The organism is Bacillus sp. 205(2023), from assembly GCF_037027485.1.
Taxonomy (GTDB): Bacteria; Bacillota; Bacilli; order Bacillales; family Bacillaceae; genus Bacillus; species Bacillus halotolerans.
In genome coordinates, this window is sequence record NZ_JAXCHF010000002.1 from 388,880 (window position 1) to 407,891 (window position 19,012).

The window sequence follows — 19,012 nt, forward strand, 5'->3', positions numbered from 1 at the left end:
GGCTGTTCGTCGTTTAGTTAAAATCAGGTGCCGGGTATCTTGCTGTCACCACTTTTTTACGCGTGTAGAAGTCAACGCTGTCTTTACCGTTCGCGTGCAGCGTTCCGAAGAATGAAGACTTCCAGCCGGAGAATGGGAAGAACGCCATCGGTGCCGGCACACCCAGGTTGATGCCGAGCATTCCCGCGTCAATATTTTCACGGAAGTAGCGGATGGCATTCGAATTGGATGTGAACAGGCAGGCGCCGTTCGCAAATTCAGACTTGTTGGCAATCTCAATGGCTTCTTTCAGGTTTTTCACACGAATGACGGATAGGACGGGAGCAAAGATTTCATCTTTCCAGATCGTCATCTCTGTTGTGACATTATCGAAGATTGTCGGGCCGACAAAGTAGCCGTCGTCAGACACATTTTCACGTCCGTCACAAACGAGTCTCGCGCCTTCTTCCAGCCCTTTTTCAATGTAGCTGAGCGTGCGTTTCTTGTTGTCCTCACGAATAACCGGTCCCAAGAACACGCCGTCATCAAGGCCGTTTCCGATTTTAATCTCAGCGGCTTTTTCCTGAAGCTTCGCCATGAATTCATCAGCGATACCTTCTTCAACTGTCACAACCGCACAAGCCATGCAGCGTTCTCCGGCTGAACCGAAGGCTGCTCCGATGATGTTTGTGATCGTGTCTTCGAGATTCGCATCATTCAGGACAATCGTGTGGTTTTTCGCGCCTGTCAGAGATTGAACACGTTTTAAGTTTTCGCTTCCTTTTTTGTAGACGTATTCACCGACCGGCTTTGAGCCTACGAATGAAATCGCTTTAATTTCAGGATGCTCGAGGATGCCATTCACAACGTCATGCGCACCGTATACGACGTTGAAAACACCTTTTGGAAGGCCCGCTTTTTCAAACAGCTCAACCAATTTCTCCGTTAACAGCGGCGTACGCTCAGACGGCTTTAAAATAAATGTGTTGCCGAGTGCAATGGCCATTGGGAACATCCAGCAAGGAACCATCATCGGGAAGTTAAATGGTGCGATTCCGCCGACAACTCCAATCGGGTAGCGGTAGTTGGCCGCTTCCACATCCGTCGCAATAGAAGCAAGTGAGTCACCCATCATCAGAGAAGGCGCGCCTGCCGCGAACTCAACGTTTTCAATCCCGCGTCCCACTTCCCCCAGAGCTTCTTTTGTGTTTTTGCCGTTTTCGATGGTAATCAGATGAGCAAGTTCTTCTTTATGCTGAGACAGCAGCTGCTGGAAGTTAAATAGAATTCTCGCACGGCGCGGAACCGCCACTTTCGACCATGTTTTAAATGCCTCACCCGCTGTTTGAGCCGCGTAATCAATATCTTCTTTTGTAGAAATCGGCACTTGGCACAGCACTTCTTTCGTAGCCGGATTGATAACGTCTTCATATTGATCCGTTTTGCTTTCAACCCATTCACCGTTGATATAGTTTTTTAATTTTCTGATTTCTGCCATTCTTATTGCCTCCTTCATTAGTAAACACATACACTTGTATGGATGGTTCAGGATAGATTCATAAGATAACAATTAAACGCTTTCAAAAAAACAAAAAAATCAATGGTTAGATACACTTTTTATGTAAGCAACCATATCATCACTGAAATCACACACAACAGGTTACTTCTTGGTCATTTCTTGGTTATATTCTAATCGTATAATACCCATAAGTCAATCATAAACACTACATTTTTTCATTATTTTTATTATACTAATCTTTCAGTAATGCAAGAGACCGCCTGGAAGTCCGGCGAATCTTGCAAAAGATACATACCAATGTTATCATTTTTTAAGCAACTATTGATCAACTTTTGGTTTTTATTATATATTTACATTACTTTAAGATTCAAAAAGGAGTTTTTTGTATGAAACTGATGCGGATACAGGAAATGGAGGAGTACATTTTATCGCATGGCACTGTTTCCTTAGATGAGCTGTGCCAGGTTTTCAATGTCTCGAAAAACACAGTCAGACGCGATATCAACAAGCTGACGGAAAAGGGTGCGATCGAAAAAGTATACGGCGGCGTAACATCAATTGAGAAAACCGCACTTGTTCCTTTTGAGAATCGCACCATCCAGCACCAAGATGAGAAAACAAAAATTGCCCATTATGCTTCCCGGTTTATTGAAGACCATGACTTAATCTTCATTGACTCAGGAACAACGACCAAATCGATTCTCGATACGCTTGATCCGAACAAAAATGTCACCATTTTAACCAACAGCTTGGACATTATCAATGCGGCATCTGCTATGAAGAATATCAACTTAATCATTATCGGAAACAACTATAAAAGAAAAACACGCTCCTTTGTCGGCATGGATGATCCGGGCACTTTGGAGAAGTACAATATCAATAAAGCCTTTATGTCTGCAACCGGAACAACACTGACACACGGACTGACCAATTCGGACCTGCTCGAGTATGACATTAAAAAGAGGATTTCTGAAAAAGCGAAAGAAGTGTATTTATTGGCCGACCATTCAAAATTCGGAAAATCAACGCTGCTGACCTATGCGCCCTTTGACAGACTGCACTGTATTGTGACCTCTCAGCCGTTAGATGACGAGTACACGCAGTACTGCCATGAGCACCAAATCGGCATTCATCTGGCCTAACGTTTACAATAGTGTTGAGAGTCTTTCATCAATTTTATTCCAGGAGGTAGATCATGAAAAAAGCAACGCTCGGAAAATCAGACTTGCAGGTATTCCCTATCGGATTAGGAACAAATGCTGTCGGAGGACATAACCTCTACCCGAATCTGAATGAAGAAACCGGAAAAGAATTGGTTCGCGAGGCCATTCGTAATGGCGTGACCATGTTAGACACTGCTTATATTTATGGCATCGGCCGTTCGGAAGAGCTAATTGGTGAAGTGCTGCGCGAGTTCAATCGTGAAGATGTCGTCATTGCCACAAAAGCCGCGCACAGAAAAGAAGGAAATGACTTTGTTTTTGATAATTCGCCTGAGTTTCTGAAAAAATCAGTTGATGAAAGCCTGAAACGTTTGAATACCGATTATATCGATCTGTTCTACATTCACTTTCCGGATGAACATACGCCGAAGGATGAAGCGGTTAACGCACTGAATGAAATGAAGCAAGCCGGAAAAATCCGTTCCATCGGTGTCTCCAATTTCTCTCTGGAACAGCTGAAGGAAGCCAACAGAGACGGTTTGGTCGATGTGCTTCAAGGTGAATACAACCTGTTAAACCGTGAAGCGGAAACAACCTTCTTCCCGTATACGAAGGAACACAATATTTCATTCATCCCTTACTTCCCGCTTGTATCAGGATTACTGGCCGGAAAATATACGGAAGATACGACGTTCCCTGAAGGAGACCTGCGAAACGAACAGGAACACTTCAAGGGCGAGCGTTTCAAAGAAAATATCAGAAAGGTCAACAAACTGGCGCCGATTGCTGAAAAGCACAACGTGGACATCCCTCACATCGTATTGGCTTGGTATTTGGCAAGACCGGAAATTGATATTTTAATCCCTGGAGCAAAACGGGCCGATCAGCTGATTGATAACATCAAAACAGCTGATGTAACGCTTTCTCAAGAGGATATTTCGTTTATTGATAAGCTGTTCGCATAAGAAAAAAACAGCCTTCTCCATGGGGAAGGCTGTTTTTTTTGCCCATAAATTGGTTTGATTTTGATGCAAAACTTACAAAAAGAGCCATGAATCCGATAAAATAAAGGTAGTTTATCTCAGAAAGAAAGTGATTGAAAAAGCTAAACATGATATGAAAGATTGATATGATTCAAACCAGAAATAACGGGCCGTTGCGGTCTACGGAGGAAACAGAATGAAACTGAAATATGTAAAAGCCTTAGTTGCAGTAACCGTTGCTTTAGGTGTACTGCTGCCATCAGCCATGTCTCATGCAAAAAGTTTTAGCGGCCGCTCATCATCCAGTCACAGCAGCCGAAGTTCAAGCTCGTCATACAGCGGAAGCTATAAATCCAGCCCGAAATCAAGCTACAGTTCAGGATCAAGCTCTTCAAGCAAAAAGTCCAAAACGTCTGATGATTCATCATCATCGATTTCGCTGAAAAAGAAATCTTCCGAAAAGACAAGCTCATCAAGCTCTAAAAAATCGTCAGGCACGTTTTCCGGCGCCACATCAAAAGTAAGCGGAAAGACATACAGCGGAAAAACATCTAAAGCTTATGTTGGCGGACGTTATGTTTCAGTAAATCATTATTATAATGCAGGATTCTCGCCATCAGGATGGTTTGGCTATTATAGCGGATTCACAACGAGTATGTTCATGATCAGCATGATGCACCCTTGGGGTTACACCTATCATCCAGTCGGGGGCCCGGGCTATGTTTCTTATGGCGCTTCACCCATTGCCTGGATCGTTGATGTCATCGCTTTGATCATTATTTTAATCATTGTCATCGCACTGATTCGCGCATTTAAAACACCGAAGACGTACAGAAGGAGCTTTTAGGTCATGAAGTTAGTATTAAATGAGCAAGAAATTGTAGACGGGATTTGTGTGTATATTTCTAATGAAGAAGAGATTTACCCTGAGGACGTTGAAGTAAAAGAGCTGTCTTACAACAAGCGTACAGGATTCTTCGCTGAAGCCAAATATGGCCTGCATCACAAGCAGCTTGAGTCAGATGACATTTCAGAAGGCATTATTCAGTTCTTAGAGGAATACCACAACTTCAATCCAGACGTTACCGTCGTTGAATTGCAATTTGATAAGAAAAAAGGATTCTCCGCCTTGGTTTTCGTCAACGAGGGTGAAGAATAAAAATGTCCTAATCAGAACCTTACTCCGGGCGAGTAAGGTTTTTTATGATGTTTTTTGAAATGCAGGTACAGAAACGGCTGTTTCCGGTCATGGGAGAGCACCATCCCTAATGATCAGCAGACTGCCTGACAGATAAAATGGGAAAAAGCCTCCTTTTACTCATATCCTTGCGTGAAAAAGGTTTTGGCGCTTACAATGATTTTGAAAGGAATGATTACATTGGCAAATGCTCAATTCCCTCTTATCACACAAAACCTTTCTCTCGATCTCGTTAATACTGAAATCATAAGCTATGATAAACGGCACGATCTCATCCAGTCAGAAAAAGATCTGATGGCATGGTTTGAAATAATGGGAGAAACTGCTCCTTTTCTCAAGTCTTTTACGCTGCAGCAAGTCCAAGAACAATTGCAACGGATTCATCAATTCCGCGCTGAGCTGAGAAAACATTTTGAGAGTATCGCCGAAGGCAGTAAACCTTCTCTAGCTTTTATCGCTTTCCTGCAAGATCAAATCGCCGCCGCTCCTTTTTCTTATCAAATCTTAGATGACAAACTTGCCCGCATTCCGAATGGAAAACCAGATGATTCTATTTTATCGCTTATCGCTTACGATGCATTATGGCTGATTCATACAAAAGAAATCCAACAGCTGAAACGGTGCGCAAACGAAAAGTGCATTTTGCTTTTTCTTGATAAAACAGGAAGGCGAAAATGGTGCTCCATGAAGATATGCGGCAACAGACAAAAAGTCTCACGCCATCATAAAAAAGTCAATAATGAGTAAAAATCCGTTCCCCAGAGAACGGTTTTTTTATCGAAATCAAAACTAACCATTAAAAATAAAAATGTTTCAAATCGATTAGGAGAAGGGTACTAATCTATTAACTTTGTTACACATCGTACATACTCATTGGCTCAAAGACTGAGGAGGAACATTTGTGAAGACAAACACAAGGAAATATATGATCTACTTTTTCGGCGCTTTAGGGGGGCTGCTTTACGGTTACGATACGGGCGTTATCTCGGGAGCGCTGCTGTTTATCAACAATGATATCCCTTTAACAACACTGACAGAAGGATTGGTTGTCAGCATGCTGCTCCTCGGCGCGATTTTCGGTTCCGCCTTAAGCGGCACGTGCTCCGATCGCTGGGGCAGGAGAAAAGTCGTATTTGTTTTATCCATCATTTTTATCGTCGGGGCGCTTGCTTGTGCATTTTCTCAAACCATTACCATGCTGATCGCGTCTCGGGTCATTCTCGGCTTGGCTGTAGGCGGTTCAACGGCGCTGGTGCCTGTATATCTTTCAGAAATGGCACCGACAAAAATCCGCGGAACACTCGGCACGATGAACAATTTAATGATTGTCACCGGTATTTTACTTGCATATATCGTAAACTATCTATTCACACCGTTTGAAGCGTGGCGCTGGATGGTGGGGCTGGCTGCGGTGCCTGCCGTGCTTTTATTAATCGGGATCGCATTTATGCCTGAATCACCAAGATGGCTCGTGAAGCGCGGGCGTGAAGATGAAGCGAAACACATCATGAAAATCACTCATGATCAAGAAGATATTGAACGTGAACTGGCAGATATGAAACAAGGGGAAGCAGAGAAAAAAGAAACAACACTCGGCTTGCTAAAAGCCAAATGGATTCGCCCTATGCTTCTCATTGGCGTCGGCCTCGCCGTTTTCCAGCAGGCTGTCGGAATTAACACGGTTATCTACTACGCGCCAACCATTTTCACTAAGGCCGGTCTCGGCACATCGGCATCGGTGCTCGGCACAATGGGAATCGGCGTACTCAACGTCATCATGTGTATTACAGCTATGATTTTAATCGACCGCATCGGCCGCAAAAAGCTGCTGATCTGGGGAAGCGTCGGCATTACGCTAAGCTTGGCCGCACTATCGGCTATACTCCTGACGCTGGGGCTCTCAACATCAACAGCTTGGCTGACCGTTGTTTTTCTCGGAGTTTATATCGTATTCTACCAGGCAACATGGGGTCCGGTTGTATGGGTTCTGATGCCTGAGCTCTTCCCATCCAAAGCGCGCGGGGCCGCGACGGGCTTTACCACTTTGGTGTTATCGGCAACCAACCTGATCGTGTCACTGGTCTTCCCGCTGATGCTCAGCGCCATGGGCATCGCATGGGTGTTTACAATTTTTTCAGTCATTTGTCTTCTCTCATTTTTCTTCGCCCTTTACATGGTTCCTGAAACCAAAGGGAAAAGCTTAGAAGAAATTGAAGCAAGCCTGAAACAACGTTTTAAAAGAAAGAACAACAGACAAAGCCGTATGCTCAATGAACGGACGTCATAAATAGAAAAAGGAATCGTCTCATCGGGACGATTCCTTTTTTATGGTTACACCATCACCTTGCACATATTGTTCGTAAATTCCACAGGGTCCTGAATCGGCAGACCTTCGATCAGAAGCGCCTGGTTATACAGGAGATTTGTGTACAGGCTTAGTTTCTCTTTATCTTGTTCGAAAGCGTTCTGCAGCGTCTTGAATACCTCGTGATTCGGGTTGATTTCCAGCACTTTGTCCGCTTTTACATTTTGGCTGTCCGGCATCGCGTTTAAGATTTTTTCCATCTCGATTGTCACTTCACCGTCAGCTGCAAGGCAGACCGGATGAGATTTAAGGCGTTTCGATACTCTGACGTTTTTCACTTTGTCAGACAGAATATTTTTCATTTCCTCAAACAGATCCTTGTACTTGCTTTCCTCTTCTTCAGACTGCTTTTGATCCTCTTCTGAATCGATGCCAAGATCGCCGCTTGATACAGATTTGAACTCTTTTTCTTGATATGAAGCGAGCATTTTGATCGCAAATTCATCGATGTCCTCTGTAAAGTAAAGAATTTCATAGCCTTTGTCCGCTACCATTTCCGTTTGCGGCAGTTTTTCAATGCGATCGTATGAATCACCGGTCGCGTAGTAGATATATTTCTGCTCTTCAGGCATTCTGGATACGTACTCGTCCAGGCTGACCAGTTTTTTCTCTTTGGAAGAGTAGAATAATAAAAGATCCTTCAATTGATCTTTATTCGCGCCAAAATCATTGTACACGCCGAACTTCAGCTGTCTGCCGAACGATTTGTAGAAGGTCTCATATTTTTCTCTGTCTTTTTTCAGCAGGCTCTGCAGCTCGCTTTTGATCTTTTTGCTGATGTTTTTCGCAATCAGCTTCAGCTGGCGGTCATGCTGCAGCATTTCTCTGGAAATGTTCAGCGACAGGTCCTCAGAATCGACCATACCCTTCACAAAACTGAAGTGGTCCGGAAGCAGATCCGCGCATTTGTTCATGATGAGCACGCCGTTGGAATAGAGCTCCAAGCCTTTCTCATATTCCTTAGAATAATAGTCAAACGGCATGTTTTCAGGAATAAATAAAATGGCGTTGTAGCGCACGGCACCGTCAACACTGATATGGACATGAGTGAGCGGTTTATCAAATCCGTAATGCTTTTCAGCGTAGAACGTTTCATAGTCCTCATCTGTCAGCTCGCTCTTGTTTTTTCTCCAGATCGGCACCATGCTGTTAACCGTCTGTTCCTCCTGCACCTCTTCAAATTCATTGTCGCTGCCTTCCTTCGGCTTATTAACCGTTGTATCCATTTTGATCGGGTAGCGAATGAAGTCAGAGTACTTTTTGATGATCGCTTTTAAACGATATTCTTCTAAAAACTCATCATAGCTCTCATCTTCCGTGTTCTCTTTGATCTTCAGGATAATGTCTGTGCCGACAGAATCCTTTTCACACGGCTCAATTGTATAGCCGTCTGCGCCAGCAGATTCCCATTTATACGCTTCTTCGCTGCCGAGCGCCTTACTGATAACGGTCACCACATCGGCAACCATAAACGCCGCATAAAATCCGACACCGAATTGCCCGATGATGTCATGGCCGTCCTTCAGTTCGTTTTCTTTTTTAAACGCAAGAGAGCCGCTTTTCGCAATCGTACCGAGGTGCTGTTCAAGCTCGTCCTTTGTCATTCCAATCCCTGTATCCGTAATGGTCAGTGTTCTCGCGCCTTTGTCAGCCGCGACTTTTATGTAGTAATTGTCTTTATCGAAGGTTAGCGCATCATCCGTCAGCGCCTTGTAATAGATTTTGTCAATCGCGTCACTCGCATTGGAAATTAACTCGCGAAGAAAGATTTCTTTTTGAGTGTAAATGGAGTTAATCATCATATCCAGCAGTCGTTTGGACTCTGCTTTAAACTCTTTTTTGGCCATTCAGCTCGCTCCTTTTTCATGCTTTGTGATGTTATGTAAACTCTTTTCAGCATCTATTTATCATAAATGACGACTCATGTCAATACGGTTTTCATCAAAGATTGATAGATGCATATATATGTAAATTTAACATTAGTTGGGTGTGTTTTCACTATTTTTTCTAGACATTCAGATACGAAAAAGAGAGGATCATCCTCTCTTTTGTCCTGCATCATTCCATCGGCTAAACTCCCGCTTCATCCAAATATGCACCGGATAGAAAAACAAACAGAACGGTATCAGAAACAATAGATTATGCCATGAAGCATTCAGAAATGCGCTAGCTGTAACCGGAAACGTAATCTCTTGCAATAAAAAAGAGATGACAGTCAGCACAGCAAACGCAGCCGGAATCGTAATGAGACAATAAAATTTGAGTTCCTTCTTATGCTGTATCTTCAAAACACATAAAACCTCCCAACAATTTCTAGTTCATTTTAACATATACAGGTATTACTTTTCTCACATGTTTATCACTGCACACAGCGGGAAGACAACTAGAAAAAGGAGGATTCGTGTTATGGGAAGACTTGATAACAAAACCGCTGTGATCACAGGCGCTGCGACAGGCATTGGACAAGCAACGGCAGAGGTTTTTGCCAATGAAGGCGCGCGTGTGATTGTCGGCGATATGAATGAAGATCAAATGAAAGAGACAGTCGAAGCGATCAGACAAAACGGAGGACAAGCTGAGGCTTTTCACCTTGATGTGTCAGATGAAGAAAACGTGAAGCAATTTGCTGATCAACTCAAAGACGCGTACGGAACGATTGATATTCTCTTTAACAACGCCGGCGTCGATCAGGAAGGCGGAAAAGTGCACGAGTATCCCGTAGATCTGTTTGACCGCATTATCGCAGTCGATCTGCGCGGCACGTTTCTTTGCAGCAAATATCTGATTCCGCTTATGCTCGAAAAGGGAGGCTCCATTATCAACACCTCCTCCATGTCAGGCAGGGCTGCGGACCTTGACCGCTCCGGCTATAACGCCGCAAAAGGCGGAATCACAAACCTGACAAGAGCGATGGCAATTGATTACGCAAGAAGCGGCATCCGGGTCAATTCCATCTCACCGGGTACGATTGAAACGCCGCTTATTGACAAATTAGCTGGCACCAAGGAACAGGAAATGGGCAAGAAATTCCGCGAAGCCAACAAATGGATCACGCCGCTCGGCCGTCTCGGCAAACCGAAGGAAATGGCGACGGTGGCGCTGTTCCTCGCATCTGACGACAGCTCATACGTCACAGGCGAAGACATCACCGCAGACGGCGGCATCATGGCGTATACATGGCCTGGCAAGATGTTGATTGATGAGAAATGGAAGGAAGAAACAAAATAACTGAGATAGTCAGTTAAAAGAATTTATAATAAATAGACGCTACAAAACATTATGTATATATAAATACAAATATAACAAGACCGAGAAAAGATATACTCTTTCCGGTCTTGTTACATAATGTTCAAACTAGTTCTTTATGTATTTTTATTACCAAGCGTTTATTCCGCCAACTATACCGCCAACTATGCCGCCAGTAATTGCTCCGCCGGCACCACCAACGGGTCCGCCAACAGCTGCTCCACCGACGCCTACTGTTGAAGCACCGACTAATGCACCTGAAAAAGCTCCGCCAAGGGCACTTCTCCAGCCTCCGCCATCAATTTGTTCCATTTCTTTTACATTCAATTCTGAAAGACGATTATTATTTTCCATTTATGCTATTCCCTCCTTAAAGCCATTTTCCTGCGATTAATGACCCGCCTAAATAACCAACTGACCCTGCAATTGCACCTGCATGGGCACCAAGAATAACACCTGGAACTCCTCCGACTACACCTGCGCCGGCACCTGTAACTACTGCACTGCCAAGATATTTAGCATAACTTCCTCCATCAATTTGTTCAGCTTCTTCAAGAGTCAATGCCTGAAGTTCAACGTCTTTTATGCTTTTTGCGTTCATCAATATTCCTCCTCAAAGTTATTCAGGTAAATAATAATAACTAGTATAAATTTACCATGGGAATTATAATATTACATAATAAATCCTAAATCAATAGTTTTTTCCATAAAATCATCTATAACCTATCGATCAATTTATATATAGTAAAAGAGAGCTTAACCTAATTCAGTTATTTAGGTTAAGCTCTCTTAATTAATTCTCTAATTCTTTTTTCTGCTGCCTGTTTGAAAATTTATATGTAGTATACATGATGAGACTAAAAGGAATTAGCCATAAAATATACATAAGAATTTGGAATAAGAATTCTTTAGTTGTAAAAGGGAATGTAATGATTTTAAATAATACCGACGTTGCCATATACAGAATAAAAGTAAAAACAATTAAAAGAAAGTACGAACTCTTCTTCTTCTTTTTCAGATTTACTCTTAAAATGCCTTTTGACATAGCTCTTAATCCATAATATCCGCTTCCAACAAACAATATGATAATTGTCATTAACGTGCTCGGCATTTTAAACATAATCGAAAGTATAAAAGAGACAAAAACCAAAGCAATTACTAAAAGAAAGCTTTCATGACCTATTTTATTTTCAATATGACTTATTCTCTCATCCTTCATTAGTTTCTTCCTCCCTGTTATACGTCCAAAATACATCATTCAGAGTAACTTTCAATTCTATACAAATTTTCAAACATAATTGTAAAGAAGGATTATACTTCCCTTTTTCAATTAATCCAATCGTCTGTCTTGTCACTCCAATTTTTTCGGCAAGTTGTTCCTGTGTTAAATTCGCTCTTGTTCTTTCCAACTTCAAATTATTATTCATTGGCAAGTCTCCATTGGTTTATTTATCTGTAGCATATCATATATAAAAAAACCATGCAAACTATATATTGCATTTATCCATATATATTTTACATTTTGTCTATTATATCTTACAATGAATTTAACATTTATAGGAGTTGGTAAAATGAAATTGTTCTATATCTTTATAATCGCAGGGGGTTTATTTTGTATATCTCTTTCTTATTTTTTTCACTTAGGTGTATTTAATCTTGCTTTATATCTTATCTATATCAATTACGCATTTATATTATATAAACGTGCCAAAAGCTCTAAATAACAATAAATATTTACCTTAAAAAGGTTGACAAACCATGAAAATGTAATAAAATGATGTCTATTCTTTATATTATTATATATATTCTAAAAAATGACCTTCATTATGGAGAGTAGTATATGTTTTTTAATAGATATCATTGTGTACGACAACTTGATCAAAAAGATTGTGGAGCAGCCTGCCTATCAACAATTGCAAAACATTATGGCTCAAAGCTCTCTCTAGCTTATATACGTGACATTGCTGGAACTGATACACAAGGTACTAGTGCTCTTGGAATGGTAAAAGCCGCCGAACAGTTGGGGTTTTCAGCAAAAGCTGTGCGTGCAGAGCATACAGCTTTTGATCAGTCCATTACTCTTCCAGCAATTGCACATATTATTATAGATCAACAATTATTGCATTACGTTGTTATACATAAAATTAGTAAAGATAAAATTATCATTGCGGATCCTGGAAAAGGGCTCGTTACATATCAAAAAGATGATTTTTTTAAGATTTGGACAGGCATCTTAATACTTTTAGCACCTACTGAGACTTATAAAAAACAGACCGAGACAAGTAATATAAGTGCCGATATTTTCAGGTTGATTCTTCAGCAAAAATCGTTGATTATACATACGTTTTTAGCATCCTTTATTATTACCGTCTTCGGGATCCTCGGTACTTTTTACTTTCAGACGATCATCGATCAAATCCTACCTAATGGATTAAGTAACACATTACATATTCTTTCAATCGGCCTTTTGATTATGTATTTATTTAAGGTTTTCTTAATAGGTTTTAGGCAATACCTAATGATTCTCCTAGGTCAAAAATTAAGTATCTCCATCATGTTTGGATACTTTCAACATGTGCTTACTTTGCCAATGAAATTTTTCAGCAATAGAAAAGTCGGCGAAATTATATCCAGATTTACTGATGCTAATAAAGTGATCGATGCTGTTGTCAGTGCATCGCTTTCGGTCATACTCGATACCATTATGCTTATTATGGTTGGTATTTTCTTATATCTGCAGAATACTACTTTATTTCTCATCACATTGGCTTTCATACCTTTTTATATTTTGACGGTTTGGATTTTTATAAAACCCTACGAAAATATAAATAACACAGAAATGGAAAACAATGCGCAGCTGACTTCAAAGATTGTTGAGACGCTTAACGGCATCGAAACTGTTAAAGCATACAATGCGGAATATATGATGTCATTTGAAACAGAAAAAAGATTTGTGAAATACTTACGATCAGCTTTTAAACACGGAGTTATTGATAACCTTCAGGGTTCCATAAAAATGTTTTTGGATTTAGCAAGCGGTGCATTGATACTGTGGATCGGATCAACTCAAGTCATGAAAGGCACCCTTACTATTGGTCAGCTTATTACATATAATGCCTTATTAACCTACTTCTTAAATCCTTTACAAAACATCATCGGCCTACAATCTAAGCTTCAGTCAGCATCTGTTGCGTCCAAAAGGCTCGGAGAAATTCTAAAGCTAGAACCCGAATTAATAGAGAAAGAGGCGCGAATAACATCGACGTCGTCAATTACAGGTCCGCTTTCTTTTAAAAAAATCAATTTTCGATACGGAACTCGAAGGCTCATCTTAAAAGATATTACACTGCATATTCAAAAAGGAGAGAAAGTTGCCTTTGTTGGAGAAAGCGGTTCAGGAAAATCTACTTTGACTAAGCTTTTAATGAAATTTTATACAGCTGAATCAGGTGAGGTTTTAATCAATGGTTATCATATAAATGATATTCACACCAATGCGTTAAGGGAAAGCATAAGTTATATACCTCAAGAATCTCATTTTATACAAGGATCAATTCTTGAAAACCTTTTGCTTGGGAACTCAGGAAGTTTTACCTTTGAAGAGATTATAGAAGTATGTAAACAAACTAAAGTACATGATTTTATCAATGATTTACCAATGAGATACGATACTCTTGTAGAAGAAAACGGGTCTAATTTATCTGGAGGCCAGAAGCAAAGACTCGCAATTGCCAGAGCATTATTAAGAAAACCTAACATTCTCATAATGGATGAATCAACTAGCAATCTCGATACGACAACCGAACAGGGAATATCAAAGATGATATACGATCAGACTGTTGATGTAACTACGATTATAATTGCTCATCGTTTGAGTACAATTATGAATTGCGACAAAATATTTGTCATGGAAAATGGAGAAATCATAGAGTATGGGAACCACAATGATTTATTGAAGAAAAAAGGCAAGTACTATGAGTTGTGGGAGAACCAAATGCCATCGAGAGAGATGGTGACAATTTAGATGAAACGTAACTTTTTCAATTTAAATGATTTGAGGGATAGCAGAGAATTCTACGAATCAAAACCCAAACCAATTGGTGTTTTCTTTACATATATACTGATAGCTTTACTTATTGCATCTATTGTTTTTAGTTTCTATGGAAAGAAAGAAGTAATTCTAAAAACGACAGCTGACATCCAATATACCAAGCCTAACAGCAACGTAACAAACGAAGTAGCCGGCAAAGTAAAAACAGTTGATATTAAACAGGTTGATAAGGTGAAAAAGGGAGATACTCTATTAACTCTAGACAATACTGAAATCCAAGCGCAGAAAAAAGCTGTTAAAGAAGATATCAAAGATTTAAAAGAACAAGCTGCGTTAAACAAAACTCTAAAAAAAAGTATTGAAAATGACAAAAATTTATTCAGCGAGAACGATCATTGGGGTTATCAAGATCAATATCTCTCATATGAAAAACAAAGTAATTTGTTAGAGTCATCAAAAGAAAATGCAAAAACTCAGCAGAAAAAACTTAAGAAGCAGAAAAAAAGCATAAAAAATAGTCTGGATAAGACAAAAAACAAAGTGAAACTAAAGCTTCAAAGAATTTCTGACCTGCAAGACTCCATTAAAAACAATAAATCCTTTGCCAAACAGGATGATAAGTACAATTCTTACTATAATAGTTATCAAACTAACAAACAAAATGTAGAGCAGCAGCTTGATGATCTACAGAAGATGAAAGATGAGCTCGATAAAAACAGTTTCTCACAGCAGAAAGAGAATCTAAACGGACAGCTTGAAAGTTTAAAACAAGATATGCTAGTAAAACTAAGTGAAGAAAAAGACGAATTAAATCAATCACTTGATGAGATTAACAGTTCAATGAAAAGTGACGATTCTGACAGTGATTCCGATAACTCAGAGGAAACAAATTATAAGCTTTCCATTGAACAGCTTAAAACAAACTTGCTAAATCAAACATCTCAAAAGCAAACAGCTCTTCAGACCACTCTTAAATCAAAAGAAGATGATCTAAAGATGATAGATTTACAATTAGAAAAATATAAAATAAAAGCAACTAGTGACGGCTATGTTAATGTACTAACAAATATATCTCCAGGTGATAATTTACAAGCAGGCACTGCTATTTTGACTATTGTCCCTGATAAAGAGAAGCTTAGAGCTAACATTTATATTCCGAGTCATGAGATCACAAATATTAATGAAAAAGATAAGGTTAGATTCCATATTGAAAATACAAATCAAACCATTAAAGGTGTCATTACAAAAATAAGTCCAGACAGTATTAGTGATCAAAACGGGCAAAAATTTTATATTGCTGAAAGCACGATAGAAAGCAAAGAAATTGTTAAAGATAACGGAACAAAAATACATTTAAAAAATGGCATGCAGACAGATGTATCAATTATCGTTGATTCAAAAAGATATATTGATTATTTTTTAGATGTATTACACTTACGTTAATTTCCATTTAGAGAAATGTGCATATATGTCTCAAAAGCAGATGAGCATCTGCTTTGAGGCATTTTATTTTTTATAAGAAAGGTATAGGACGTATAGAATCATGTCTCAAAACAAACTGTTATTTTTACTCTTTTTATTCTCTTCAATCGTTCGCCTTCTCTTCAATACAATATTGGCCCCCCACTGTAAGCTGGAAGTCTTGGATGGTGAATATTGTTTTTATTGTTTTTATTCTTTTGTCTCTTCTATTTCTCAATCTCACCTTAAAAGAAAGAAAATCAAAAGACCAAGTATCATAACGACCCAAAGCCCGGATCAAGTCTCCGGGCACTTCAAAGCAATACCACCTTATACTTCTTCACATCCAAAAACTGCAAAAACTCCCTCGCCAGCACTTCCGGCGCATGCACCTTCCCTTCCTCGAGCCGATACAATATCAGCCCGATAATCATCGCCGATACATAATAGGCATAAAGCTTTTTCTCCGCAGGAATATTAGTTTGCTGATGCAGATAAAATGATTCCAACGCTTGGAGCATCTCGGGTATCACATGAGGAACACCCCAGTCCCGATTGAGCAAATGGACAATAGGCATGCGGTCTAATGCAGAAAGCAGGCCGGCGAGCGCCTCCTCCGCTTCTTTTAAGGAAAGCTCATTCGGACTTGAGGCAATCGTCAGGTGATCTATCATCTCCGTACATGATTGCTGAATCATGGTCTGCAGCAATTCCTCTTTGCTGGCATAGTGATCATAAAAGGTTGCGCGGCGGATATTGCTTTTCCGGGTAATGTCAGAAATCGTGATGGCCGCGTAGTCTTTTTTCTCTGCCAATACGTCCAGCAAAGCCTTCTGCAGCGCTTCTCTCGTTCGAACCACACGCCTGTCGATTTGCTTGTCCTCCTGCCGCTCCCTTGACGGAGCCTGTCCAAACAGCCAATAAAACCGCTTTTGAGAAACGAGCTCCCAAACTTTTTGGCTGATGGCTTCCGGAGACGCGTCCGCATCCTCATTCAGCCAATAAAGGATAATCGCGTACGTGTACAAAGCCCGGTAATGTCCGTAAATCTCCTGTTCAATCGGCGTCAGATTCACATTGACCGGAGCCAGCAAAACATCCTGCTGAAACACATCCTTAAAAAAACGATGAAAATGTTCTCTGTTCATCATCGTGCCAAAAAAGGATCGATGCTCGTGGACAAAGGACAGAGTCGGATGCACAGTGTGCCGTTTTTTATTTAAATGGAGTGTGTCCATATGCTTGAAGGCGTCATAGAGCGCTTCGCCCAGCCCTTCCTTCATGTCTTCGATCACATCCTCAATAATGGAGAACTTGTCTTCATAATAAAGGTAGAGCGTCCCGCGGCTCACTTTGGCCTTTTCAGCGATTTCTTTCATTGTGATGTGTTGAATATCTCTTTCTTCCAATAAAGCCAGCAGCGCCTGTTTCACTTGAGCTTCAGCAGATTCCGCCACAAAAACACCCCCAGTCATTAGACACATATTCGATATATGTACGGTAACGTATAGATGATTCTCCGTTGTCTTTCTTATAGAAAAGATACCACTTTATAATAGTTCCGAGATAAGCAGAAAGCAAATGAGGGGGATTTTACAATGGAACAGCAAGTAAAAGACGACATTCAGCGCGTCTTCCAGCTTCAGAAAAAACAGCAAAAAGTGCTGCGCGCTTCAACAGCGGAACAGCGTAAAGAAAAGCTTCAGCGCTTTTTGAATTCCGTCATTGCACATGAAGAGGAAATCATCGAAGCGATCCGCAAAGACGTGCGGAAGCCATATCACGAGGTCAAAAAAGCGGAAATCGAGGGTACAAAAAAAGCGATCAGAGATAATATGAACAACCTGGAAACATGGATGGCACCCAAAGAAGTCGGTTCATCCTTAAGCTCTGATGCCAACGGAATCCTTATGTACGAGCCTAAAGGCGTCACGCTTATACTCGGTCCGTGGAACTACCCGTTTATGCTGACGATGGCGCCGCTTGCCGCTTCTATCGCTGCAGGAAACAGCGCCATTGTGAAGCTGTCAGACTTTACAATGAACACGAGCAACATTGCCGCAAAAGTCATCCGAGATGCTTTTGACGAAAAAGAAGTTGCCATTTTTGAAGGAGAGGTTGAAGTGGCCACTGAGCTTCTTGATCAGCCGTTCGACCACATTTTCTTCACCGGAAGCACAAATGTCGGAAAAATCGTCATGACAGCCGCCGCCAAACACTTGGCATCTGTCACGCTTGAGCTTGGCGGCAAGAGTCCGACCATCATCGACAGTGAATACGACTTATTGGACGCAGCGAAAAAAATTGCTGTCGGCAAGTTCGTAAATGCCGGCCAAACCTGCATCGCACCGGATTATATCTTCATTAAAAAAGACGTGCAGGACAAGTTCGCAGGCATTTTACAAACCATTGTCAACGCAGGATTTATGGAAGATGATTACACGCCGGATCGAAACAAATTTACGCAAATTGTCAATGACCGCAACTTTAACCGCGTCAAAGCGTTATACGATGATGCCATCGAGAAAGGCGCGGAAGTCGTGTTCGGCGGCGTATTTGATGCAAGCGACCGTACGATCTCGCCAACCGTTTTGAAAAACGTTACGCCAGATATGAAAATCATGCAGGAAGAAATCTTTGCACCGATCCTGCCGATGATGAACTATGAAGACATCGATGAGGTCATTGATTACGTAAATGACCGCGATAAACCGCTAGCGCTTTATGTATTCAGCCACAACCAAGACCTGATTGACAACGTCCTTCAGCACACCACATCAGGAAATGCAGCGATCAATGATGTCGTCGTTCATTTCAGTGACGTCAACCTGCCATTCGGCGGCGTAAATACAAGCGGAATCGGCTCTTACCATGGGGTATACGGATTTAAAGAGTTTTCTCATGAAAAAGGTGTGTTTATTCAAGCAGCCAAATAAACATGATTTAGAGAATCTGCATCATCTTGCAGGTTCTCTTTTTCTATCATCGCCGACAAAGTTTCATAACAGTAAATAAATGTAGTTCACAGAAAAATCATGCATTAACAC

18 protein-coding genes are annotated in these 19,012 nt (G+C 40.8%); 10 read left to right on the plus strand and 8 right to left on the minus strand.

The window, feature by feature from the left end; genetic code table 11:
* Positions 1-13: 13 nt before the first annotated feature.
* On the minus strand, positions 14-1,477 hold the full coding sequence (gene iolA / locus WA325_RS09455; RefSeq protein WP_105954570.1) for a methylmalonate-semialdehyde dehydrogenase: 1,464 nt from the start codon (positions 1,475-1,477) through the stop codon (positions 14-16).
* Positions 1,478-1,884: 407 nt separating this feature from the next.
* Between iolA and iolR the strand changes: the two genes are divergently transcribed.
* From iolR to WA325_RS09485, 6 genes are all read left to right on the plus strand, one after another.
* The gene (gene iolR / locus WA325_RS09460; RefSeq protein ID WP_024123450.1) at positions 1,885-2,640 is read left to right on the plus strand and encodes a myo-inositol utilization transcriptional regulator IolR; all 756 of its coding nucleotides are present in this window, start codon (positions 1,885-1,887) and stop codon (positions 2,638-2,640) included.
* Positions 2,641-2,693: 53 nt separating this feature from the next.
* Complete coding sequence (locus WA325_RS09465) at positions 2,694-3,626, plus strand: aldo/keto reductase (RefSeq protein WP_024123451.1); 933 nt, start codon at positions 2,694-2,696, stop codon at positions 3,624-3,626.
* 214 nt (positions 3,627-3,840) lie between these two features.
* Positions 3,841-4,491, plus strand: coding sequence for a hypothetical protein (locus WA325_RS09470; RefSeq protein ID WP_024123452.1), 651 nt, complete (start codon positions 3,841-3,843; stop codon positions 4,489-4,491).
* A 3-nt stretch (positions 4,492-4,494) separates the two neighbouring features.
* On the plus strand, positions 4,495-4,803 hold the full coding sequence (locus WA325_RS09475; RefSeq protein WP_024123453.1) for a DUF2653 family protein: 309 nt from the start codon (positions 4,495-4,497) through the stop codon (positions 4,801-4,803).
* Between the two features lie 210 nt (positions 4,804-5,013).
* Positions 5,014-5,589 carry a CGNR zinc finger domain-containing protein gene (locus WA325_RS09480; RefSeq protein WP_336183582.1) on the plus strand — a complete coding sequence of 192 codons (576 nt, stop codon included), beginning with the start codon at positions 5,014-5,016 and terminating at the stop codon, positions 5,587-5,589.
* Between the two features lie 154 nt (positions 5,590-5,743).
* Positions 5,744-7,129, plus strand: a complete 1,386-nt coding sequence (locus WA325_RS09485; protein ID WP_336183528.1) for a sugar porter family MFS transporter — start codon at positions 5,744-5,746, stop codon at positions 7,127-7,129.
* Positions 7,130-7,173: 44 nt separating this feature from the next.
* On the opposite strand, the gene htpG is transcribed toward WA325_RS09485, so the two are convergent.
* Together htpG and WA325_RS09495 are read right to left on the minus strand one after the other, a co-directional pair.
* Complete coding sequence (gene htpG / locus WA325_RS09490) at positions 7,174-9,054, minus strand: molecular chaperone HtpG (protein WP_024123457.1); 1,881 nt, start codon at positions 9,052-9,054, stop codon at positions 7,174-7,176.
* Between the two features lie 189 nt (positions 9,055-9,243).
* Entirely contained in the window at positions 9,244-9,495 is a 252-nt protein-coding gene (locus WA325_RS09495) for a hypothetical protein (RefSeq protein ID WP_024123458.1), read from the minus strand.
* Positions 9,496-9,613: 118 nt separating this feature from the next.
* Here WA325_RS09495 and WA325_RS09500 point away from each other — a divergent pair, with 118 nt between their 5' ends.
* Positions 9,614-10,435: an SDR family oxidoreductase gene (locus WA325_RS09500; RefSeq protein WP_248337789.1), complete on the plus strand. Its 822-nt coding sequence runs from the start codon at positions 9,614-9,616 to the stop codon at positions 10,433-10,435.
* A 147-nt stretch (positions 10,436-10,582) separates the two neighbouring features.
* Here the strand turns inward: WA325_RS09500 and WA325_RS09505 are convergent, their stop codons facing one another.
* From WA325_RS09505 to WA325_RS09520, 4 genes are all read right to left on the minus strand, one after another.
* Positions 10,583-10,807 (minus strand): Blp family class II bacteriocin, encoded by a 225-nt coding sequence (locus WA325_RS09505; RefSeq protein WP_024123460.1) that lies wholly within the window; start codon positions 10,805-10,807, stop codon positions 10,583-10,585.
* Between the two features lie 16 nt (positions 10,808-10,823).
* Positions 10,824-11,054 (minus strand): hypothetical protein, encoded by a 231-nt coding sequence (locus tag WA325_RS09510; RefSeq protein ID WP_024123461.1) that lies wholly within the window; start codon positions 11,052-11,054, stop codon positions 10,824-10,826.
* A gap of 192 nt (positions 11,055-11,246) precedes the next feature.
* Positions 11,247-11,672 carry a DUF6773 family protein gene (locus WA325_RS09515; RefSeq protein WP_095431017.1) on the minus strand — a complete coding sequence of 142 codons (426 nt, stop codon included), beginning with the start codon at positions 11,670-11,672 and terminating at the stop codon, positions 11,247-11,249.
* Positions 11,662-11,880: a helix-turn-helix transcriptional regulator gene (locus tag WA325_RS09520; protein ID WP_105954576.1), complete on the minus strand. Its 219-nt coding sequence runs from the start codon at positions 11,878-11,880 to the stop codon at positions 11,662-11,664. The genes WA325_RS09515 and WA325_RS09520 overlap by 11 nt, the downstream gene beginning before the upstream one ends.
* A gap of 413 nt (positions 11,881-12,293) precedes the next feature.
* Here WA325_RS09520 and WA325_RS09525 point away from each other — a divergent pair, with 413 nt between their 5' ends.
* Both WA325_RS09525 and WA325_RS09530 read left to right on the plus strand, forming a co-directional pair.
* On the plus strand, positions 12,294-14,477 hold the full coding sequence (locus WA325_RS09525; RefSeq protein WP_105954577.1) for a peptidase domain-containing ABC transporter: 2,184 nt from the start codon (positions 12,294-12,296) through the stop codon (positions 14,475-14,477).
* Complete coding sequence (locus tag WA325_RS09530; protein ID WP_336183529.1) at positions 14,478-15,947, plus strand: HlyD family efflux transporter periplasmic adaptor subunit; 1,470 nt, start codon at positions 14,478-14,480, stop codon at positions 15,945-15,947. It begins immediately after the preceding gene.
* Positions 15,948-16,279: 332 nt separating this feature from the next.
* Here WA325_RS09530 and WA325_RS09535 read toward each other — a convergent pair whose 3' ends face one another.
* Entirely contained in the window at positions 16,280-17,422 is a 1,143-nt protein-coding gene (locus WA325_RS09535; protein WP_248337785.1) for a TetR family transcriptional regulator, read from the minus strand.
* 141 nt (positions 17,423-17,563) lie between these two features.
* On the opposite strand from WA325_RS09535, the gene WA325_RS09540 reads away from it, so the two are divergent.
* A complete protein-coding gene (locus WA325_RS09540; protein WP_105954580.1) occupies positions 17,564-18,901 on the plus strand; it encodes an aldehyde dehydrogenase family protein in 1,338 nt (445 codons plus the stop codon).
* The last annotated feature ends 111 nt before the right edge of the window (positions 18,902-19,012 follow it).

Excerpts from the sequence above, each read along its gene's own strand:
- WA325_RS09515 (WP_095431017.1), bottom strand. The coding sequence starts at position 11,672 with ATGAAGGATGAGAGAATAAGTCATATTGAAAATAAAATAGGTCATGAA.
- WA325_RS09530 (WP_336183529.1), top strand. The coding sequence starts at position 14,478 with ATGAAACGTAACTTTTTCAATTTAAATGATTTGAGGGATAGCAGAGAA.
- WA325_RS09520 (WP_105954576.1), bottom strand. The coding sequence starts at position 11,880 with ATGAATAATAATTTGAAGTTGGAAAGAACAAGAGCGAATTTAACACAG.
- iolA (WP_105954570.1), bottom strand. The coding sequence starts at position 1,477 with ATGGCAGAAATCAGAAAATTAAAAAACTATATCAACGGTGAATGGGTT.
- iolR (WP_024123450.1), top strand. The coding sequence starts at position 1,885 with ATGAAACTGATGCGGATACAGGAAATGGAGGAGTACATTTTATCGCAT.
- WA325_RS09505 (WP_024123460.1), bottom strand. The coding sequence starts at position 10,807 with ATGGAAAATAATAATCGTCTTTCAGAATTGAATGTAAAAGAAATGGAA.
- WA325_RS09510 (WP_024123461.1), bottom strand. The coding sequence starts at position 11,054 with ATGAACGCAAAAAGCATAAAAGACGTTGAACTTCAGGCATTGACTCTT.
- WA325_RS09525 (WP_105954577.1), top strand. The coding sequence starts at position 12,294 with ATGTTTTTTAATAGATATCATTGTGTACGACAACTTGATCAAAAAGAT.
- WA325_RS09480 (WP_336183582.1), top strand. The coding sequence starts at position 5,014 with ATGATTACATTGGCAAATGCTCAATTCCCTCTTATCACACAAAACCTT.
- WA325_RS09540 (WP_105954580.1), top strand. The coding sequence starts at position 17,564 with ATGGAACAGCAAGTAAAAGACGACATTCAGCGCGTCTTCCAGCTTCAG.
- WA325_RS09465 (WP_024123451.1), top strand. The coding sequence starts at position 2,694 with ATGAAAAAAGCAACGCTCGGAAAATCAGACTTGCAGGTATTCCCTATC.
- WA325_RS09475 (WP_024123453.1), top strand. The coding sequence starts at position 4,495 with ATGAAGTTAGTATTAAATGAGCAAGAAATTGTAGACGGGATTTGTGTG.
- WA325_RS09470 (WP_024123452.1), top strand. The coding sequence starts at position 3,841 with ATGAAACTGAAATATGTAAAAGCCTTAGTTGCAGTAACCGTTGCTTTA.
- WA325_RS09500 (WP_248337789.1), top strand. The coding sequence starts at position 9,614 with ATGGGAAGACTTGATAACAAAACCGCTGTGATCACAGGCGCTGCGACA.
- htpG (WP_024123457.1), bottom strand. The coding sequence starts at position 9,054 with ATGGCCAAAAAAGAGTTTAAAGCAGAGTCCAAACGACTGCTGGATATG.